Raw genomic sequence first — 18,056 nt, forward strand, 5'->3', positions numbered from 1 at the left:
CGGCGGGGGGTCGGTCAGTCGTCGTGGGGGTCGTCGGAGCCGTCGAGGACCTCGCGCAGCCGCGCCGCCGCGTCCGCGCGCAGCGTGCCGCGGGTCTCGGCGCGGTCGGTCGTCGCGCGGGCGAGGGTCTCCCACACGGCACGCACGTCGGCGGGCAATCCCCCGGCCTCGAGCTCGCCGAGGGTCTCGCGGTGGGTCCGCAGCGTGTCGACGTCACCGCGGGCGACGGGGCCGGTGAGGGCGCCGTCGCCGTCGGTGAGCGCGTTCTCCAGGGCGGCGGTCATGAGCGAGCGCAGCACCCGCTCCGGGTCGGCCACCCCGATCGTCTCGAGGATCTGACGGGCCTGCGCCGTCAGCGTCACCAGGTGGTTCGACCCGTGGGACAGCGCCAGGTGGTAGGCCGCCCGGTCGGCCTCCTTCACGACCACGGGCTCGCCGCCCATCTCCACCACGAGCGCCTGGGCCACGGGCAGCACCACGGGGTCAGCGGTCACGCCGAACACGCAGTCCTGCAGCCGGGCGACGTCGAGGCTCAGCCCCGTGAACGTCATGGCCGGATGGATCGCCAGGGGGATCGCCCCGTGCGCGCGCACCGGCTCCATCACCCCCACCCCGTAGCGGCCGGAGGTGTGCACGAGCAGGTGGCCGGTCTGCACGTGGCCCGCGGCGGCCAGGCCGGTCACGAGCTCGCCCAGCGCGTCGTCCGGGACGGCGAAGACGACCATCTCGGAGCGGCGCAGGATCTCGGGGATCTCCAGGACGGGCACGCCCGGCAGGAGCATCTCCGCGCGGTCCCGCGAGGCCTCGGAGACGGCGTGCACGCCCGTGATCGTGTGGCCCGCAGCCCGCAGCGCCGAGCCCAGCACGGCCCCCACCCGGCCCGCGCTCACCACGCCGACGCCCAGCCGCCCGGGCCGCTGCGCCGGGTCGTGCGGGTCCAGGCTCAGGTCGAGTCCGCCGGTCATCGCTCCTCCTCGCCGCGCACAGCGGGGACGTCTGCCCCGCTCTCCTCCCCGACGACGGCGCCGCCGCCGACGCCGGCCCGCGCCAGTTCGCGGCGGCCCACCTCGGTGGCCGCGACCTCGCGCGTGCGCTGCTCGAAGCGGGCCAGCTCCTCGGGGCGCATCCACTGATCGCGGTCGGCGAGGCGACGCGAGACGGCCGCGTGCCGGGCCTCCCGGGCGTACAGGTCCACGGCCACGTCCTCGTCGAGGTCGCGGACCACGGCCTTCGCCCCCGCGACCCACACGCGCACCGTGGCCAGACCCAGGCGGCGCTGCACCGGGCCCTGCACCAGCTCGGCCGCCTGCACGCGCTCGTGCTGGAGGGTCTGCAGCCGGCGGTTCAACCAGCCGCTGCGCACCACCAGGAGGGTCCGCGTCGTCGTGAAGCCGATCCGCTGCCAGGCGAACCAGTTGAACCACCACCTGCCGCGCCGCGGCACGTGCTGGAAGCCGCCCTCCGTGCCGGAGCCGTGCACGCCCAGGTGCATGAGCCCGGCGGGGGTCAGCCCCTGCGCGGCGCGCGGATCACCGTCCAGGCCCGGGTCCGGTGCCACGACCGTGAGGACGCGGAGCACGTCCTCCCACGGACCGACGGGCAGCGCGACGTCCCGGGCGCCGTCGGACTCCTGCAGGTAGCCGGCCACCGCCATGTTCACCCGATACCAGCCGAAGGGCCGCCAGAACAGGGGCTGGGAGACGGTCACCCCCTGCACCCGCCCCGGCGGGACGGTCTGGTGGGTGGTCTCGGTGAGCCCGTGCCGCAGTCGCAGCCCGTCGGTGGAGCGGCGCACCTGGAAGCCCCAGCCGGCGTTCAGCCGGGACCACGCGACGCCGGCCACGGAGAACAGGGCCGGCAGGGACGCGGCCGCGCCGATCCCGGTCAGGGTCTCCCCCTCGTCCAGCACCGCCTCGGGCAGCAGCGCGACCACGAGGGCGAGACCGCCCAGCCAGATCAGGGACCCGGCCAGCACCCCCAGCACGCCTCCGGAGAGCAGGACGGAGCCGAGGAGCCGCCCCGCGGGCACCTGCAGCATGAGTTCGCCGGCGTCCACGGCGTCGGGGTCGGCGAGGCCGGGCTCGGCCGCTCGCTCCGGGGCGGACGCGTCCGCCCCGGCTCCCCCGAGCACCCCCGACGCGCGGTCCAGGATCTCCCGGCGCACCGCTTCGGCCTCGGCGCGGCGCAGGAAGGACAGCTCGAGCGCGGACTCGCCGCCGTCGGCCGCCTCGACCTTCACCGTGGCCAGCCCGAGCAGCCGGGCCACGAGGGGGTGCTGCAGGTCCACCGCCTGGATGCGGTCGTAGCGCATCTGCCGGCGGCTGCGGAAGAGCCAGCCCTGGCGCAGCTCGATCCGGTCCTCCCCGCAGCGGAACCGGGTGAACCACCAGGAGAAGAAGAACACGAGGCTGATCAGCAGGGTGGCCCCCAGCAGGATGCCGCCGGCCACGAGCAGGCTGCCGTCGCCCGGGACGTCCTCCCCGCTGAGCCGGCCCGCCGCGAAGTCCTCCACCGCGTTGCGACCCACGAAGAACAGGAACAGCAGCAGGAAGGTCCAGCCCCGCACCCAGGGCGAGGCGGGGTGGACGCGGACCCAGCCGGCGTCGTCGGCGGGGGGCGGGGCGGCGGCGCTCACAGGCCCGCCAGCCGCGCCTGGCCGCGCGCCATGAGGACCTCGCGCAGCTCCTCGGCCCTCTCGCGGGGCACGCCCTCCAGGGTGACGTCCCCGCCCGCGGCGGCGGTCTTCAGGGTGAGGGTCTGCAGCCCGACCCGGCGCAGCAGCGGACCGTCCGACACGTCCACGTACTGCAGGCGGCCGTACGGCACCGCATGCACGCTGCGGAACAGGATGCCCTCGCGCCACAGGACGTCGTCCTCGCGCTCGGCCCAGCCCATCGCGCGCACGCGCCGCGGGATCAGGATCAGGTCCACGATCCAGGACACGACGACGACGGCCGGCAGCCCCCACGCGACCCACGCGGCCATCCCCGCCCACGGGCCGGTGAGCTTGAGGATCAGCGGCACGGAGAACGCGGCGAGCCAGATCAGGTGGCCGATGGTCGTGGCGATGAGCTTCACCGTCGCCAGCCGGGGCGAGGCCGGGGTGAAGGCCACGCCGCTCAGGTCAATGCCGGGCACGGGCATACCCTCCTTCGGTCTCGGGACGGGCCGGTCGGCCCGGGGACCCATCCTGCCCACGACCGCCCTCGGGCGCATCCTCCTCAGGCGGGATCCGGCACCACCGTTCGACGATCAGCCCCACCACCAGCAGGACGAGACCGCCGACGGCCTGCAGGGCGGCCTCCCGCACGGTCGGTGCCTCCACGCCGGCCCGCAGCAGCACCTGCACCGCCACCCCGGCGTGCCAGCCGCCGAGGGCCGCTCCCGCGAAGCCGGAGGCCTGGCCGAGCACGAGGGTGCGGGCCGCGGCGAGCGGGTCCATCCGCGCGGCGGCGGGCTTCTCCCGGTCGCGGCGCACCCGCCAGCCCAGCGCGAGGCACAGCACGGAGACCGCGGCCACGGTGATCAGGCCGCTGCGGCCCACCACGGGCGCCGGCCAGCCCAGGGACGGCGCGGCGAGCCCGGCCAGCCAGCCGAGCACGGCGGCCACCAGCACCACGAGCAGGGTCCACCCGGAGCGCAGCGCGATCACGTGGCCTCCCTCCCGAGGGCGTCCGGGCGTGCCGGACGGAGCGGGACGACGTCGTCGGAGCCGGCCAGCAGCCGGTGCCGCTCGGGCTCCTGACGGCGCACCCCGGGGGCGTCCGCGGCGACGGCGGCGAGGTCGGCGACAGGCGTGCCGGCGAGCGTGGCGTCCGCGTCGAGCCACAGCCACGGCAGCAGCACGAAGGCCCGCTCGGCCGCGCGGGGGTGCGGCAGGGTGAGGTCCGGGTGGTCGCTGCGCACGTCTCCGTAGGCGATCACGTCCACGTCCAGGGTGCGCGCGCCCCAGCGGACCTCACGCCGCCGATGGTGGTCCTGCTCGAGCCGGTGCGCCACCGCGAGCAGCTCCCACGGCGCGAGGTCCGTGCGCAGGGTGACCACCTGGTTGAGGTAGTCGGGCTGCCCCGGCGGCCCGCCCACGGGCGCGGTGACGGCCCGGGGCGAGGCCCGGACGTCCGTGATGTGCGGCAGCGCGGACAGGGCGGCGACGGCGGCGTCGAGCGTCTGCGCGGGCTCGCGCAGGTTGGCGCCGAGGGCCAGCACGGCCGGGACGGGCGCGTCCGGGCGGGTGCCCAGCTCGGGGACGGGCGCGGGGCCCTCGGCCGGGTGCGTCCAGTCGACGGTGCTCACGCGAGGTCCTCCCGGGTGCGGTGCACGGTGACGGCGGCGTCCGCGAAGTCGTGCGGGATGGGCGCCTGCGGCTTGTGCACGGTGACCTCGACGGCGGTCACCACGGGCTGCTCGGCGAGGACGGCGCGGGCGATCCGGTCGGCGAGGGTCTCGATCAGGTCCACCGGCTCCCCGGTGACCAGGCGGACCACCGTGTCCGCGACCCCGGCGTAGTTGGCGGTGCGGGCGAGGTCGTCGCCGGCCGCGGCGGGGCCGGCGTCGAGGTGGAGGACGACGTCCGTGACGAACGGCTGCCCGTCCCGGCGCTCGTGGTCGAAGACCCCGTGGTGCCCGACGGCGGACAGCCCGGCCAGGCGGATGCGGTCCCGGGCGCTCACGGCAGCACGTCCTCGGAGACGGGCTCACCCGGGGCGTGCGCCCCGACCCAGGCGGCGGCGGCGCGGACGGCGTCGGCGCTGGCGCGCACGTCGTGCACGCGCACGCCCCACGCGCCCTGGGCGGCGGCGAGGGCGGAGATGGCCGCGGTGGCGGCGTCGCGCGCGGCGGGCGGGGCCGGGGTGCCGTCGTCGTCCGCCAGCAGCGTGCCCAGGAACCGCTTGCGCGAGGCGGCGACGAGCACCGGGTGGCCCATGGCGCGGAGCCACTCGAGGCCGCGCAGCAGCTCCCAGTTCTGCTCGCCGGCCTTCGCGAAGCCCAGGCCCGGGTCGACGATCAGCTGCGCGGGCTCGACGCCCGCGGCGAGGAAGCGGCCGGCCACGTCCCGCAGCTCGCACACGACGTCCGGGACGGTGTCCTCGTAGACGGCCAGCCCGTCCATGGTCTGCGGGTTCCCGCGGTTGTGCATGAGGATGTAGGGCGCGCCCGACGCGGCGATCAGCGCCGGCATCTCCGGCTCGTGGGCGAGGCCGGAGACGTCGTTGACGATCACCGGCCCCAGCGCCAGGGCGGCCCGGGCGGTGGCGGTGTGGCGCGTGTCCACGGAGACGACGACGTCCTCGGCCAGCAGCGCCTCGATCACGGGCAGGATGCGCTCCTGCTCCTCGGCCGGCGGCACGGCGCGGGCCCCGGGGCGGGTGGACTCCCCGCCCACGTCCACGATGTCCGCGCCGTCCGCGACCATGCGCCGGGCGTGCTCGAGAGCCGCGCGGACGGTGGCGTGCTCCCCGCCGTCCGAGAACGAGTCAGGGGTGACATTGAGGATGCCCATGACCAGGGTCCGGTCCGCGGGCAGCCGCCCCAGCAGGGCGCGGTTCGCCTCCCGCGCCGCCGCGTCGATGCTCTCGTCCACGTGTCCTCCTCCGCCGTCGGTGGTCCTCAGCCGTGCATGATGAGGCTCATCGCCTCGGAGCGCGTGGACGGATCCCGCAGCTGGCCGCGCACCGCCGAGGTGACGGTCTTCGCGCCCGGCTTGCGCACGCCGCGCATGGACATGCACATGTGCTCGGCCTCCACCACCACGATCGCCCCGCGCGGGGCCAGGTGCTCCATGAGCGCCTCCACCACCTGCGTGGTCAGCCGCTCCTGCACCTGCGGACGCCGCGCGTACAGCTCCACGAGGCGGGCCAGCTTGGACAGCCCCGTCACGCGGCCCTCGGCGGAGGGGATGTAGCCGATGTGCGCGGTGCCGTGGAACGGCACCAGGTGGTGCTCGCAGGTCGAGTAGAACGGGATGTCCTTCACCAGCACGAGCTCCTCGTGCGCGATGTCGAACGTGGTGCCGAGCACCTGGTCCGGGCTCTGGTGCAGGCCCGCGAAGAACTCCGCGTACGCCTTGGCCACCCGCGCCGGGGTGTCCGCCAGGCCCTCGCGGTCCGGGTCCTCACCGATCGCCAGCAGGATCTCCCGCACCGCCGCCTCGATGCGCGGCCGGTCCACCGCGGTCGAGTCCGGGTCGAACGTGCCGGGGACGGCGTCGTCGGGGGTGTGGGCTGTCATGCGGGCCTCCTGCGCGGTCAAAAGGTCGGTCCCTCGCCGGGGCCCGGCGTGTTGCTCGGGCCGCCGTGCGGCGGCAGGCCGGGGCCGGCCGCGTCCCCGCCCAGCGACGACGGCGGCGCGCCCTCCGGACGCACCGGCACCGTGGTGCCCTCGACGCCGACGGGGGTCTGCTGCCCGCCGTCATGCCGCGAGCGGCGCTCGGAGGGGGAGCGGACGGGCGGGATGTCCTGCGGGAGCCGGTCGTCCGAGGCCAGCCACACGCCGCGCTCGGGCCGCTTGCGCACGTCCGCGAAGATGGCGGCGATGGCCTCCTGGGTGAGCGTCTCCTTCTCCAGCAGCTCGTAGGCCAGGCGGTCCAGGACGTCCCGGTTCTCCGTGAGCACCCAGTGGGCCTCGGCATGGGCCTGGTCCAGCAGGGTGCGGACCTCGACGTCCACCAGGTACGCCAGCTCCTCGGAGTACTCGCGGGAGGAGCCGCCGGCGGCGCCGCCCATGAAGGGCTCGGAGCTGCCGCCGCCGAGCTTGACGGCGCCCACCTTGGCGGACATGCCGTACTCGGTGACCATCTTGCGGGCCGTGTCCGTGGCCTTCTGGATGTCGTTCGCGGCGCCCGTGGACGGGTCCTTGAACACGATCTCCTCCGCCACGCGCCCGCCCATCGCGTACGCGAGCTGGTCCAGGAGCTCGTTGCGGGTGACGGAGTACTTGTCGTCCTCCGGGACCACCATCGTGTAGCCCAGGGCGCGGCCGCGGGGCAGGATCGTGATCTTGGTGACCGGGGCGGAGTTGCGCAGCCCGGCCGCGACGAGCGCATGGCCTCCCTCGTGGTAGGCGGTGACCTTGCGCTCGTGCTCGTTCATCAGGCGGGTGCGCTTCTGCGGGCCGGCCATCACGCGGTCCACCGCCTCGTCCAGGGCGTGGTTGTCGATCACGTTGTTGTTCGAGCGCGCCGTGAGCAGCGCGGCCTCGTTGATCACGTTGGCCAGGTCCGCACCCGTGTAGCCGGGGGTGCGCTTGGCCAGGGCGCGCAGGTCCACGTCCAGGGCGATCGGCTTGCCCTGCGCGTGCACCTCGAGGATCTTGGCGCGGCCCTCGAGGTCCGGGGCGTCCACGGGGATCTGGCGGTCGAAGCGGCCCGGGCGCAGCAGCGCCGGGTCCAGGACGTCCGGGCGGTTGGTCGCGGCGATCATGATGACGTTCGTCGAGGCGTCGAAGCCGTCCATCTCCACGAGCATCTGGTTCAGGGTCTGCTCACGCTCGTCGTTGCCGCCGCCGATGCCTGCGCCGCGGTGCCGGCCGACGGCGTCGATCTCGTCCACGAAGATGATGGCGGGGGCGTTGGACTTGGCCTGCTCGAAGAGGTCGCGCACGCGCGAGGCGCCGACGCCCACGAACATCTCCACGAAGTCCGAGCCGGAGATCGAGTAGAACGGCACGCCGGCCTCACCGGCCACGGCCTTGGCGAGGAGGGTCTTGCCCGTGCCGGGCGGGCCGTAGAGCAGCACGCCCTTGGGGATCTTGGCGCCCACGGCGCGGAAGCGGTCCGGCACGGTGAGGAACTCCTTGATCTCCTGGAGCTCCTCCACGGCCTCGTCCGCGCCCGCGACGTCCTTGAACAGCACGTCCGGGTTGTCCTTGTTGATCAGCTTGGCGCGGGACTTGCCGAACTGCATGACCTTGCCGCCGCCGCCCTGCATGCGGGACATCAGGAACCAGAACAGCAGTGCGATGAGCAGGAACGGAACCATGAAGCCGAGCAGCGAGAGGAACCAGTTGCTCCGCACCGGCTCGTCCGTGTAGCCGTCCAGGGCCGAGTCGTCCACCGCGGTGACCACGTCCGTGGCGCGCGCGGTGGCGAAGTAGAAGTAGACCTCCTTGCCGAGGTCCCGGTCGTCCTGCTTGTAGGGCTCACGCAGGGTGAGGTCCACGCGCTGGTCCCCGTCCACCACGCGGGCCTGCGCGGCCTTGTCGTCCTTCAGCAGGGCCATGCCCACGTTGGTGTCCACCATGGTGCGGCCGCTCTGTGACGTGGTCAGCGGGATCGCGACGGCGAGGACCAGCAGGCCCAGCAGGATCCAGACGTAGGGCTTGTTGAACAGCTTCTTCACGGTCCGAGTGTCTCCTGGTCTGCCGCGGGGGCCGGGCTCCCCGGGGCGGCCGCCGTGCAGCCGGGGCCGGCGCAGGGCCGACGTCGCGCCCGGGTCAAGCCTCCACGGTACCGGCCCCGCCCGGGTGTCCGCTGACTGTTCGCGTCAGGTGGACAGGGCGCGGGCGGTCAGCCGGCGCCGACGTCGGCCAGCACCGTCCTGGCACCCACCGGGAATGCGAGGGGTCGGAATGGCGCGTGGATCGCACCTCAGAGCGACCGCTCGCATGACAGGAACGCTGGCGCTGCGACCGCGCCCCTGCGTCCCCGCCTGCACAGACCCCCGTGCACCCGCATCCCTCCCCAGGCCGGCGGCGGCTCAGGACGCCGCCCGCTCCACCGCGCCAGGCTGGCACCATGCGTCACCCCGCCCCGCTTCCCGCGGCCTTGCTTCACGGCCCCTTCACCGCCGCGCAGGCGAGGGCCGCCGGCATCGACCGCAACCGGCTGCGTCGCTCCGACGTCGAACGCCTCGCCCGGGGCCTCTACCGCCGGCGTGAGGCCACCCCGGCCGCCGTCGAGCGCCCCGTGGCCGGCTCCTCCCCCTACCGGTGGAGCACCCCGCTCTCGGCCACCCAACACGAGCTCCTGCTGCGACTCGCCCGGCACCGCGCCACCACGGTGGTGTCGCACCAGACCGCGGCCCGCGCCCGGGAGATCTGGCTGCCGGAGCGACTGGACGCGGGGGACGACGTCCACGTGAGCCGCCCGCGAGACCGTGGCCAGCTCTCCCTCCCCGGCGTCACCTCCCACCGGACGGCGCTCCCGCCCGCGGATGTGGAGCGCGTGCGGATCGGCGGCCTGGCCTGGCACGTCACCGCCCCGCCCCGTCTCTGGGTCGACCTCGCCGCCCTGCTCGACGACGACGAGCTCGTCATCCTCGGCGACCATCTCGTCCGCCGGGCGGAGCTGTCCGGCGGCCCGGGCGCCGCCGAGCGGACCCGGGCGGCCCTGACCCAGGCGGCCGAGACCAGCCCGTCCGCGCACAACCGGCGACGACGGCTCCGCACCGCCGCCACGCTGGTCCGGGTGGGGGCGCACTCGCCGAAGGAGACGCGGCTCCGGCTCGCGCTGACGGCCGCCAGGCTCCCCGAGCCCGCACTGCAGCTCGAGGTCTGGGACCCGGAGTTCTCCCTGCACCACCCCGCGACGGCGGACCTGGGCTATCGACAGGCGAGAGTGGCCCTGCACTACGACGGCGGCCACCACGGCGCGGATCGCCAGATCGACCGTGACGTGCAGCGCAACGCGGCCTTCGAGCGACGGGGCTACCGGAACATCACCGTGTCCTCCTCCGACGCTCGCCGCGGATTCACGCGCGTGATCGTGGAGGTGCGCCGTCACCTCGGGGACGCCGGCGACCTGTCACGCAGGAAGTCGGAATGGGGCGTGAATGGCACCTCAGAGCGACCTCTCACGTGACAGGTCGCTGCTGCTGCGGCCACGCCGGGCCGGACCCGCGGTCAGCTGTACACGTGCGGGGCGAGCGTGCCCACGAAGTCCAGGTTGCGGTACTTCTCCGCGTAGTCCAGGCCGTAGCCCACCACGAACTCGTTGGGGATGTCCCGCCCGACGTACTTCACGTCGATGTCCACCTTCATGGCCTCCGGCTTGCGCAGCAGGGTGCAGATCTCGACCGAGGCCGGGCCGCGGGACTCCAGGTTGGCCTTGAGCCAGGACAGGGTCAGACCGGAGTCGATGATGTCCTCGACGATCAGGACGTGCCGGCCCGTGAGGTCCGCGTCGAGGTCCTTGAGGATGCGCACCACGCCGGAGGACTTGGTGCCGGAGCCGTAGGAGGAGACCGCCATGAAGTCCAGCTCCACGTGGGAGTGCAGGGCGCGGGTGAGGTCGGCGACCACCATCACCGCGCCCTTGAGCACGGCGACGATGAGCAGGTCCTTGTCCGCGTAGTCGCGGTCGATCTGGCGGGCCAGGTCCGTGATCGTGCCCTGCACGTCCTCGCGGGACATGAGGACGTGGCTGAGGTCGTTCTGGACATCCTGTGCGTCCATGCGCCGCTCCTGGTGAGTGCTCGTGCGGGAATGCCGGGCCGGGCCGCAGTCAGGGACCGGGAAGGCAGGGGATGAGGTCCAGTCTGGCACACGCCCGATGCGCGGCCACCCCGCCGGGCAGCTCCACCGGACCGGCCGACGTGCCCCCCGCGTGGGCGCCCGTCACGAGGGTGTCCACCGCGAGGATCCGTTCGTGGGGCGGGGCCTGCCCTCCCGCGGCGCGGGCGGCGCGCGCGATCACGCGGTGGCGCACGGCGGCGGGCAGCGCGGCCAGGGCGTCCAGGTCCAGGGAGACGACGCGCGGGTCCCCGGCGGGCGGGTCGACGCGCAGCCGGGTGACCTCGTCGCCGGCCCATGCGTCGAGGGCCGCGGCGTCCTCGGCCGCGATGGCCGCGGTGCGCACCAGCCCGGCCCGCACGCCGGGGCCGAGGCCGGCCTCGGGGTCCTCGAGCGCGGGCAGCACACGGGTGCGGACCCGCGAGCGCAGCAGCGCGGGATCGCGGTTGTGCGGGTCCTCGAACCAGGTCAGCCCGGCCCAGCGGCAGATCGTCTCGGTGTCCGCTCGGGTCAGGCCCAGCAGGGGGCGGACGACGGCGGCCCCGCCCGGCAGCGTCCCGCGCGCCGGGATCCCCGCGAGGGACCGCGTGCCGGAGCCGCGTGCGAGCCCGAGGAGGACCTGCTCCGCCTGGTCGTCGGCGGTGTGGGCGGTGAGGACGACGGCGGCGCCCCCCTGCCCCGCGTCCCGGGCGGCGGCGGCGAGGGCCTCCCGGCGGGCACGCCGGGCGTCGGCCTCGGGGCCGTCGCCGGTGCGGGCCACCTCGACCCGCGTGACGGTGACCGGGGTCAGACCGAGGATGCGGACGACGTCGGCGGCGGCCGCCGCCACGGTGTCGCTGCCCGACTGCAGCCCGTGGTCCACCACGGCCGCGCCGATCGGGCCGAGCCGCGCACCGTCCCGGGTGCCCACGAGGACGGCGCAGGCCACGGCGAGCGCGAGGGAGTCGGCGCCGCCGGAGAGGGCGACGAGGCCGCGGGGGCGACCCCCCGCCCGGCCCGGCACGGCATCCGCGCGACGGGGCCCGTCGCCCGCCAGGGCCTCCCGCACCGCCGCGACGGCCCGGTGCAGGGGCTCGGGCCAGCGGGTGCGCGGCGGCCACGCGCCGACCGCGGGCAGGCCGCCGGCCCCGCCCGCCGGCGTCGGCCCCGGGTCCCGCGCCTCAGGCCTGGGCACGGATGCGCGCCACCCACGTCTCGGGGGCGTGGAGCTCGGCCTCGCTCGGCAGCAGCTCGGGGGCGTCCCAGACCACGTTGAACCCGGCCATGCCGAGCTCGGCCACGGCGGCGGCCACGAACCTCTGACCGTCGCGATACTGGGCCATCTTGGCGTCCATGCCCAGCAGGCGGCGGAGCATGCGGTCCAGGGGCGAGCGGCGGTCGCCGCGCTCGTCGAAGCGGCGGCGGATGGTCTTGACGGAGGACACGACGGAGGAGTCGACGCCGTCCATCACCACGTTCGCGTGCCCCTCGAGCAGGGACATCACGGCCGTCAGCCGGGACAGGCGCTCCCGGTCCTCCTCGTCCTGGATCGCACCGAGCAGGCCCGGCGTGGGGCGGGCCGGGGCCGCGTCCTGCGCGTCGTGTCCGTCCCGCGCCCCAGTCCGGCCGGCGTCGGCCTCCCGACCCAGCGGGTTCGCCGCCGCGAGCGCGGTGCGCAGGCGCTCGGGCAGGGACTCGGCCTTGTCGAACAGGCCGACGGTGAGCGCCGTGATCTCGGCCCGCAGGTGCTCGCGCAGCCAGGGCGCGGCCGCGAACTGCACGCGGTGGGTCTGCTCGTGCAGGCACACCCAGAGGCGGAAGTCCGCCGGGTCCACGTTGATCTCCGCGCGCACCTGCGCGACGTTCGGGGCCACGAGCAGCAGGCGTCCGCCGGCGGGACCGGCCGCCGTCCCCCCGGGGCCGGGCAGCGCGATGAACGGGTCGTACTGGCCGAGGATCCTCCCGGACATCCAGGCGAGGATCCCGCCCATCTCCAGGGCGGTGGCGTGCCGGGTGACGCGGGTGGTGGCGGCGGCGTGCTCGCGGGGCCGGGTGTCCCGCAGGTGCGCGAACGTGGGGTCCAGCAGGGTGGCGAAGGACTGGGTGGCGGCGCGCGACCAGGTGGGGCGGTCCACCACGAGCACCTGCGAGTCGCGCAGGTCCCGTGCCGCCTCGAGCCCGGTCAGGCGGTGGACGTGCGGCACGGCGGCCTCCGCGGCGGCGCGCAGGCCCTCCGCCTCGCGCGTCGCCTCCCGCGGCGTGAACCGGGGGCCGGCGGCGGCGAGGGACCGTGCGGTCCGTGCCGCGAAGGCCCAGTCCACCGGGTGGGCGACGGCGGGGCCCGGCTCGGCGGGGGCGCCCGGCTCGGCGTCCGCGGCGGCGCGGGGGCGGTCGGTCGCGTGGTGGTCGCTCATGGGCTCCATCAGATCACAGGGCCCGGACCTCGGATCAGAGCCCGGCGACGGCGCTGACGGCCTCGTCGACCGCCGCGCGCGCGGGCTCCAGCTTCCACTGCAGATCCGAGCAGATGATGCTGAACGCGAGGACCCGCCCGGACGTCGTGGTGACGGTGCCGGTGAGGGAGACCGTCTGGTCGAGCGTGCCGGTCTTCGCGGCCACGGCCTGCCGCGCGGGGGCATCCGGGAACCGGTCGCCCAGGGTGGAGTCTTCGCCGGGCCGCGGCAGGCCCTCCAGCACGGTGGCCAGGGCGGGCGTGCGGGCCACCCCGGCCACGACGCCGGCCAGCTGGCCCGCACTGACGCGGTTGTCCGGGGACAGGCCCGAGGAGTCCACGAGCGCCATCCCGGCGGTGTCCACGCCGAGGTCCTCGGCGGTGGCCGTCAGCAGCCGCGTGGCGCCCTCGTGGGTGGCCGGCAGGTCCGTGGCGGGCGCGGCCGTGTGGGCCAGGGCCTCGACCACCTGGTTCTCCGAGTGGGCCAGCAGGTACGCGACCTGCTCCCCCACGGACGCGGACTCCACGGCCGCGACGGGGGCGGCGGCGAGGACCGTGGCGCGCGGCACCTCGGTGGCCGGGAGCGTGTCCCGCAGACCCACCTCGAGGTCGGCGCCGGAGGCGGCCACCGCGTCGTCGAGCGCGGCCTGGAAGGTGAGGGCGGCGAACTGCGCCGGGGCCTCGATGCGGTCCTCCCCGGTGCCGGGGGCCTCACGGCCGCCGTAGGTGGCCAGCGGCTGCACCGGCGCGATGTTGCCGCTCTCCGGGATGTCCGACGTCCAGCGCGGGTTCAGGGCCGTGCGGTCCGCGAAGAGCCGCAGGTCCGTGCTGACCACCACCTGCCCGGTGACGCCGTCCTCGACCAGCCCGGCCACGGTCCGCTCCGCGAGGGTGCGCAGGCCCGCGCGTCCGGAGACGTGCGTCGAGTCCGAGGCACCCGTGCCCAGCAGCACGTCGCCGCCGCCCACGAGCACCAGCTCGGTGGCCGCGCCGTCCGCGGTGGGCTGGGCCACCACGGTGGTCTGCAGGGTCGTCTCAGGACCCAGGGCGGAGACGATGGCCGCGGCGGCGAGCACCTTGAGCGAGGACGCGGGGGCCACGGGCTCGTCCGCGTCCCGCGCGTACAGCACCTCGCCGGTGGCCAGGTCGCGGAACTCGGCGGAGACCGTGCCCGGGGACGTCTCCAGTCCCGGCTCGACGGCGGCCGCAACCTGGGCCGCGGTGGGGCCGGCGGACGGGGACGACGACGTCGGCGCGGCGGTCGTCGACGAGGCGCGCGCGTTCGACGGGGCCGGCGGTGCGGTCACGGGCCCGCAGGCGACGAGGACGGCCGCGAGCGCGGCCAGGAGGACGGCGGGGAGCGAGCGGCTCCGGGGGCGTTCCGTGCGTCGATCCCGACGCCCAGCGCGCCCCGTGTCCACCTGTCCCATGCGTCCATCATGACGGACGCCCCCGGTAGGCTGACGGCAGCACCGCCGGTCGGCGCCGCGCCGCCCGGACACCCCACCCTCTGTGCGAAGGAGAGTCATGGCGCACGACGTCACCATCGAGATCCCCGCGGGCTCCCGCGTGAAGTACGAGTTCGACCACGAGACCGGCCGCCTGCGCCTGGACCGTGTGCTCTTCACCTCCATGCAGTACCCCACGCACTACGGCTACTTCGAGAACACCCTCGGCGAGGACGGCGACCCCCTGGACGCCCTTGTGTACCTGCCGGGCTTCGACCTGGTGCCGGGCTGCGTCGTCGAGGCCCGCCCGGTCGGCGTGTTCAACATGACCGACGACGGCGGCGGCGACGCCAAGCTGCTGTGCGTCCCGGCGGACAAGCGCTACGACCACATCACCGAGCTCGAGCACGTGGAGGAGTCGCTCAAGCAGGAGATCGAGCACTTCTTCACCCGCTACAAGGACCTGGAGCCGGGCAAGTGGGTCAAGGCCGAGGGCTGGGAGGGCCGCGCGGCGGCCGAGGCCGAGCTCGAGGCCTCCATCCAGCGCTTCAACGCCGAGGGCGAGGAGTCCCCGACCGACGAGCCCCAGGGCCGCGCGGTGGACACCGAGGAGGCGCAGCCAGCCACCGAGGAGGGCGAGGCGACGGACGAGCCCCAGGGCCGCTGATCCCCGCACCGCCCACGCGCGCGACGCCGGCCGCTCACCCCTCGGGGTGGGCGGCCGGCGTCGTCTGCGGGCTGGCAGAATCGACGACCATGTTCGTGCTCACCATCAACCAGCGGGACACCCTCGACGCCGGCGACCGCGTGGACACGTTCCTGCGCGCCCTCCAGGACGTGCCGGGGCTGGACGACGCCGTCGTGCTCCCGTTCCAGCGCGCCGTGGGCGACGAGCTGATCGGCGCCGTCGAGGACCCGCGCGTCGCCGTGGACGTGGCGCTGCGCGCCCTGCGGCAGCGCCGCTGGAACGTGGGGGTCGGCGTCGGGACGGTGACGCACGCGGACGGTGCGGCGGGCGCGCCCGCCTCCGGGGACCTGCACGACGCCGGCGGGCCCGGTCTCGCGGCGGCGCGGCGGGCCGTGGAGGCGGCGGCCGTGTCCACCGCGCGGATCCCGTTGGCCGTGCGCGGCCGGGACGAGGAGGCGGCCGCCGAGGCCGAGGCCGTGCTGCGACTCGTCGGGCAGCTCGTGTGGTCCCGGACCGACGCCGAGTGGGCGGTGCTGGACCTGCTGGTGCCCGGGGTGCGCGGCCAGCAGAAGCCGGCGGCCGCCGCGCTCGGGATCACGGCGCAGGCCGTCTCGCAGGCGGTGCAGCGCTCCTACTGGAACGAGGAGCACGCCTGCCGCCCCGCCGCCGCGCGCCTGCTCACGCTGGCGGGGGGCTGACCCGGCGGCTCGGGCCGGTCGCGCCGCTCAGGCCGCGGTCGGCTCCTCGAGGAGCGAGCGCAGCACCGTGGCGAGCCCGTGCTCGTCCACGTGCCCGGTGACCTCGTCCGCGGCGGCCACGACCTCCTCCACGGCCTGGCCCATGGCCACGCCGCGGCCGGCCCAGCGGAGCATCTCGATGTCGTTGCGGCCGTCGCCCACGGCCACGGTGTCCTCGGGGGCCACCTTCAGCACGGTGCGCAGCGCCTCGAGCCCGGACGCCTTGGTCACGCCCGCCGCGGCGACGTCGAGCCACGCCGTCCAGCCCACGGAGTAGGTCACGCCGGACAGGCCGAGGCCCTCCACCGCGCGGCCGAACTCCTCGGCGGAGGAGTCCGTGGAGAACACCACGAGGCGCACGGCCGTGGTGTCCATCAGCTCCTCGAACGTGACGCCCTCCGCGGCCACGCCGAAGGACATGTCCTGGAACCGCTCGGTGGATCGGAAGGTGCCGTCCGGCAGCTCGAGCGCGTACTTGGCGCTGGGCAGGCGGTGGCGCAGCTGGGTCAGCACCGAGCGCGGGTCGAAGGTGCGCAGGTCCGTGACCTCGTAGCCCTCCTCCAACTCGGGGTCCAGGCGCAGCGTGACCCCGCCGTTGGAGCACACCATGAAGCCGGCGTCGATCCCCAGGGAGCGGGCCACGGGCAGGGTGGCCCCGCGGGAGCGGCCCGTCGCGATGACCACGTGATGCCCGGCGTCCAGCACGGCCCGCACGGCCGCGCGCACGGGCTCATGCAGATGGCCGTCATGGTCCACGATCGTTCCGTCCACGTCCAGGCACACGAGCTTCTTCGTCATGACCCCCACCCAACCACACGGCCCGGACACGACGGCGACGCGCGGGTGAACGGCGAGGGCGCCGCAGGGCAGGCGGGCGAGGCGGCCGACGCCGCCGGGGGACGACGTCGTCCGCTCAGACCAGCTCGAAACGCTCCATCCCGCCGAGGTAGGGGCGCAGCGCGGCGGGCACGGTGACCGAGCCGTCCACGTTCTGGTGGTTCTCCAGGATCGCCACGATCCAGCGGGTGGTGGCCAGGGTGCCGTTGAGCGTGGCCACCATGCGGGTGCCGCCCTTGGAGCCGTCCTCCGTGCGGACCCGCTCGCGGATGTTGAGACGGCGGGCCTGGAACGTGGTGCAGTTCGAGGTGGACGTCAGCTCGCGATAGGTGCCCTGCGTGGGGACCCAGGCCTCGCAGTCGAACTTGCGGGCGGCGGAGAGGCCGAGGTCGCCGGCGGCGATGTCGATCACGCGGTACGGCACCTCGATGGCGCCCAGCATCCGTTCCTCCCACGCCAGCAGGCGCGCGTGCTCCGCCTCCGCGTCCTCCTGTGCGGCGTAGATGAACATCTCCAGCTTGTTGAACTGGTGCACGCGGATGATGCCGCGGGTGTCCTTGCCCGCCGAGCCCGCCTCGCGGCGGTAGCACGTGGACCAGCCCGCGTACCGGACGGGGGCGGACACGTCCATGATCTCGCCCGCGTGGAAGCCGGCCAGGGCCACCTCGGAGGTGCCCACCAGATACAGGTCGTCGCGCTCGAGGCGGTAGATCTCGTCGTCGTGCTCGACGTCGAAGCCGGTGCCCTGCATGGTCTCCGGACGCACCAGGGTGGGCGGGATGACCGGCACGAAGCCGTTCTCCAGGGCCAGGTCCAGGCCCAGCTGCATCAGGGCGAGCTCGAGACGCGCGCCCACGCCCGTGAGGAAGCTGAACCGGGCGCCGGACACCTTCGCGCCGCGCTCCATGTCGATCGCCCCGAGCAGCTCGCCGAGCTCGAGGTGGTCGCGCGGCTCGAAGCCCTCGGCGGCGAAGTCGCGCGGGGTGCCGACCTCCTTGAGGACCACGAAGTCGTCCTCGCCGCCAGCCGGGACGCCGTCGACGATCAGGTTCGGGAAGGCACGCTGCAGCTCCGCGAGGCGGGCCTCGGCCGCGCCGGCGGCCGACTCGGCCTCCTTCACGCGCGCGGCCAGGTCCTTCACCTCGGCCAGCAGGGCCTGCTTCTCCTCGCCCTTCGCCTGGGCGACGCGCTTGCCGAAGGCCTTCTGCTCCGCGCGCAGCTGCTCGAAGCCCGCGATGGACGAGCGGCGGGACGCGTCCGCCTCGACCACGCGGTCCACGAGGGACGCGTCCTCCCCGCGGGCCTCCTGGGAGGCGCGGTACTTCTCGGGCTGCTCGATGAGGTCCTTGACGTCGATCACGTGCGCCAGCCTAGCTGTAAGAGGTCATGACGTTGTTGACTCGGGCCGGGGCCAACGAGGCCGGAGGGGCGTCCCCGCAGGAGGTATGAGGCCGATGGTAGTTGTAGTG

The 18,056-nt window shown here is 75.1% G+C and carries 18 protein-coding genes and 1 pseudogene; 3 read left to right on the plus strand and 16 right to left on the minus strand.

Annotated elements, in window-relative coordinates; translation table 11 throughout:
• Nucleotides 1–14 precede the first annotated feature (14 nt).
• Genes ACUJ8O_RS09835 through ftsH form a run of 9 tightly spaced genes read right to left on the minus strand, consistent with a single transcriptional unit; the run spans nucleotide 15 to nucleotide 8,336 of the window.
• The gene (locus ACUJ8O_RS09835; protein ID WP_036337199.1) at nucleotides 15–965 is read right to left on the minus strand and encodes a Rossmann-like and DUF2520 domain-containing protein; all 951 of its coding nucleotides are present in this window, start codon (nucleotides 963–965) and stop codon (nucleotides 15–17) included.
• Nucleotides 962–2,635 carry a PH domain-containing protein gene (locus ACUJ8O_RS09840; protein WP_158184780.1) on the minus strand — a complete coding sequence of 558 codons (1,674 nt, stop codon included), beginning with the start codon at nucleotides 2,633–2,635 and terminating at the stop codon, nucleotides 962–964. The genes ACUJ8O_RS09835 and ACUJ8O_RS09840 overlap by 4 nt, the downstream gene beginning before the upstream one ends.
• Nucleotides 2,632–3,144, minus strand: coding sequence for a PH domain-containing protein (locus tag ACUJ8O_RS09845; RefSeq protein WP_020625296.1), 513 nt, complete (start codon nucleotides 3,142–3,144; stop codon nucleotides 2,632–2,634). The genes ACUJ8O_RS09840 and ACUJ8O_RS09845 overlap by 4 nt, the downstream gene beginning before the upstream one ends.
• A complete protein-coding gene (locus tag ACUJ8O_RS09850) occupies nucleotides 3,125–3,652 on the minus strand; it encodes a DUF3180 domain-containing protein (RefSeq protein ID WP_036337195.1) in 528 nt (175 codons plus the stop codon). The genes ACUJ8O_RS09845 and ACUJ8O_RS09850 overlap by 20 nt, the downstream gene beginning before the upstream one ends.
• Nucleotides 3,649–4,293: a 2-amino-4-hydroxy-6-hydroxymethyldihydropteridine diphosphokinase gene (gene folK, locus ACUJ8O_RS09855; protein ID WP_036337194.1), complete on the minus strand. Its 645-nt coding sequence runs from the start codon at nucleotides 4,291–4,293 to the stop codon at nucleotides 3,649–3,651. Before folK ends, ACUJ8O_RS09850 begins: the two co-directional genes overlap by 4 nt.
• Nucleotides 4,290–4,670 (minus strand): dihydroneopterin aldolase, encoded by a 381-nt coding sequence (gene folB / locus ACUJ8O_RS09860; protein WP_036337193.1) that lies wholly within the window; start codon nucleotides 4,668–4,670, stop codon nucleotides 4,290–4,292. Before folB ends, folK begins: the two co-directional genes overlap by 4 nt.
• Entirely contained in the window at nucleotides 4,667–5,581 is a 915-nt protein-coding gene (gene folP / locus ACUJ8O_RS09865) for a dihydropteroate synthase (RefSeq protein WP_371506817.1), read from the minus strand. The genes folB and folP overlap by 4 nt, the downstream gene beginning before the upstream one ends.
• A 26-nt stretch (nucleotides 5,582–5,607) precedes the next feature.
• A complete protein-coding gene (gene folE / locus ACUJ8O_RS09870; RefSeq protein ID WP_020625291.1) occupies nucleotides 5,608–6,228 on the minus strand; it encodes a GTP cyclohydrolase I FolE in 621 nt (206 codons plus the stop codon).
• Between the two features lie 17 nt (nucleotides 6,229–6,245).
• Entirely contained in the window at nucleotides 6,246–8,336 is a 2,091-nt protein-coding gene (gene ftsH / locus ACUJ8O_RS09875; RefSeq protein ID WP_036337186.1) for an ATP-dependent zinc metalloprotease FtsH, read from the minus strand.
• A 395-nt stretch (nucleotides 8,337–8,731) separates the two neighbouring features.
• Here ftsH and ACUJ8O_RS09880 point away from each other — a divergent pair, with 395 nt between their 5' ends.
• A complete protein-coding gene (locus ACUJ8O_RS09880) occupies nucleotides 8,732–9,796 on the plus strand; it encodes a type IV toxin-antitoxin system AbiEi family antitoxin domain-containing protein (protein ID WP_152743579.1) in 1,065 nt (354 codons plus the stop codon).
• A gap of 41 nt (nucleotides 9,797–9,837) precedes the next feature.
• Here ACUJ8O_RS09880 and hpt read toward each other — a convergent pair whose 3' ends face one another.
• From hpt to ACUJ8O_RS09900, 4 genes are read right to left on the minus strand one after another with little or no spacing between them, the layout of a single operon-like run.
• Complete coding sequence (hpt, locus tag ACUJ8O_RS09885) at nucleotides 9,838–10,389, minus strand: hypoxanthine phosphoribosyltransferase (protein WP_044659872.1); 552 nt, start codon at nucleotides 10,387–10,389, stop codon at nucleotides 9,838–9,840.
• 49 nt (nucleotides 10,390–10,438) lie between these two features.
• Complete coding sequence (gene tilS, locus ACUJ8O_RS09890) at nucleotides 10,439–11,620, minus strand: tRNA lysidine(34) synthetase TilS (RefSeq protein WP_445373347.1); 1,182 nt, start codon at nucleotides 11,618–11,620, stop codon at nucleotides 10,439–10,441.
• Nucleotides 11,607–12,839, minus strand: a complete 1,233-nt coding sequence (locus ACUJ8O_RS09895; RefSeq protein ID WP_396830967.1) for a zinc-dependent metalloprotease — start codon at nucleotides 12,837–12,839, stop codon at nucleotides 11,607–11,609. Before ACUJ8O_RS09895 ends, tilS begins: the two co-directional genes overlap by 14 nt.
• A gap of 34 nt (nucleotides 12,840–12,873) precedes the next feature.
• Nucleotides 12,874–14,184, minus strand: a complete 1,311-nt coding sequence (locus ACUJ8O_RS09900) for a D-alanyl-D-alanine carboxypeptidase/D-alanyl-D-alanine-endopeptidase (RefSeq protein WP_235187746.1) — start codon at nucleotides 14,182–14,184, stop codon at nucleotides 12,874–12,876.
• Nucleotides 14,185–14,404: 220 nt separating this feature from the next.
• Between ACUJ8O_RS09900 and ACUJ8O_RS09905 the strand changes: the two genes are divergently transcribed.
• Both ACUJ8O_RS09905 and ACUJ8O_RS09910 read left to right on the plus strand, forming a co-directional pair.
• Nucleotides 14,405–14,992 (plus strand): inorganic diphosphatase, encoded by a 588-nt coding sequence (locus ACUJ8O_RS09905; RefSeq protein WP_036316226.1) that lies wholly within the window; start codon nucleotides 14,405–14,407, stop codon nucleotides 14,990–14,992.
• Nucleotides 14,993–15,081: 89 nt separating this feature from the next.
• A complete protein-coding gene (locus ACUJ8O_RS09910; RefSeq protein ID WP_036337173.1) occupies nucleotides 15,082–15,711 on the plus strand; it encodes a hypothetical protein in 630 nt (209 codons plus the stop codon).
• A 27-nt stretch (nucleotides 15,712–15,738) separates the two neighbouring features.
• Here the strand turns inward: ACUJ8O_RS09910 and ACUJ8O_RS09915 are convergent, their stop codons facing one another.
• From ACUJ8O_RS09915 to ACUJ8O_RS09925, 3 genes and pseudogenes are all read right to left on the minus strand, one after another.
• Entirely contained in the window at nucleotides 15,739–16,548 is an 810-nt protein-coding gene (locus tag ACUJ8O_RS09915; RefSeq protein ID WP_036337172.1) for an HAD family hydrolase, read from the minus strand.
• A gap of 115 nt (nucleotides 16,549–16,663) precedes the next feature.
• Nucleotides 16,664–17,947, minus strand: coding sequence for a serine--tRNA ligase (serS, locus tag ACUJ8O_RS09920; protein ID WP_396830969.1), 1,284 nt, complete (start codon nucleotides 17,945–17,947; stop codon nucleotides 16,664–16,666).
• A 10-nt stretch (nucleotides 17,948–17,957) separates the two neighbouring features.
• Nucleotides 17,958–18,056, minus strand: a pseudogene (locus ACUJ8O_RS09925) (IS481 family transposase); the annotation flags it as partial.

The organism is Micrococcus sp. EWR3.9.1, assembly GCF_052615555.1.

Bases quoted from the DNA above. Each gene is read 5' to 3' on its own strand.
- ACUJ8O_RS09835 (WP_036337199.1), bottom strand. From the start codon at position 965: ATGACCGGCGGACTCGACCTGAGCCTGGACCCGCACGACCCGGCGCAG.
- ACUJ8O_RS09895 (WP_396830967.1), bottom strand. From the start codon at position 12,839: ATGAGCGACCACCACGCGACCGACCGCCCCCGCGCCGCCGCGGACGCC.
- ACUJ8O_RS09905 (WP_036316226.1), top strand. From the start codon at position 14,405: ATGGCGCACGACGTCACCATCGAGATCCCCGCGGGCTCCCGCGTGAAG.
- folE (WP_020625291.1), bottom strand. From the start codon at position 6,228: ATGACAGCCCACACCCCCGACGACGCCGTCCCCGGCACGTTCGACCCG.
- ACUJ8O_RS09915 (WP_036337172.1), bottom strand. From the start codon at position 16,548: ATGACGAAGAAGCTCGTGTGCCTGGACGTGGACGGAACGATCGTGGAC.
- ACUJ8O_RS09880 (WP_152743579.1), top strand. From the start codon at position 8,732: ATGCGTCACCCCGCCCCGCTTCCCGCGGCCTTGCTTCACGGCCCCTTC.
- ACUJ8O_RS09845 (WP_020625296.1), bottom strand. From the start codon at position 3,144: ATGCCCGTGCCCGGCATTGACCTGAGCGGCGTGGCCTTCACCCCGGCC.
- ACUJ8O_RS09910 (WP_036337173.1), top strand. From the start codon at position 15,082: ATGTTCGTGCTCACCATCAACCAGCGGGACACCCTCGACGCCGGCGAC.
- hpt (WP_044659872.1), bottom strand. From the start codon at position 10,389: ATGGACGCACAGGATGTCCAGAACGACCTCAGCCACGTCCTCATGTCC.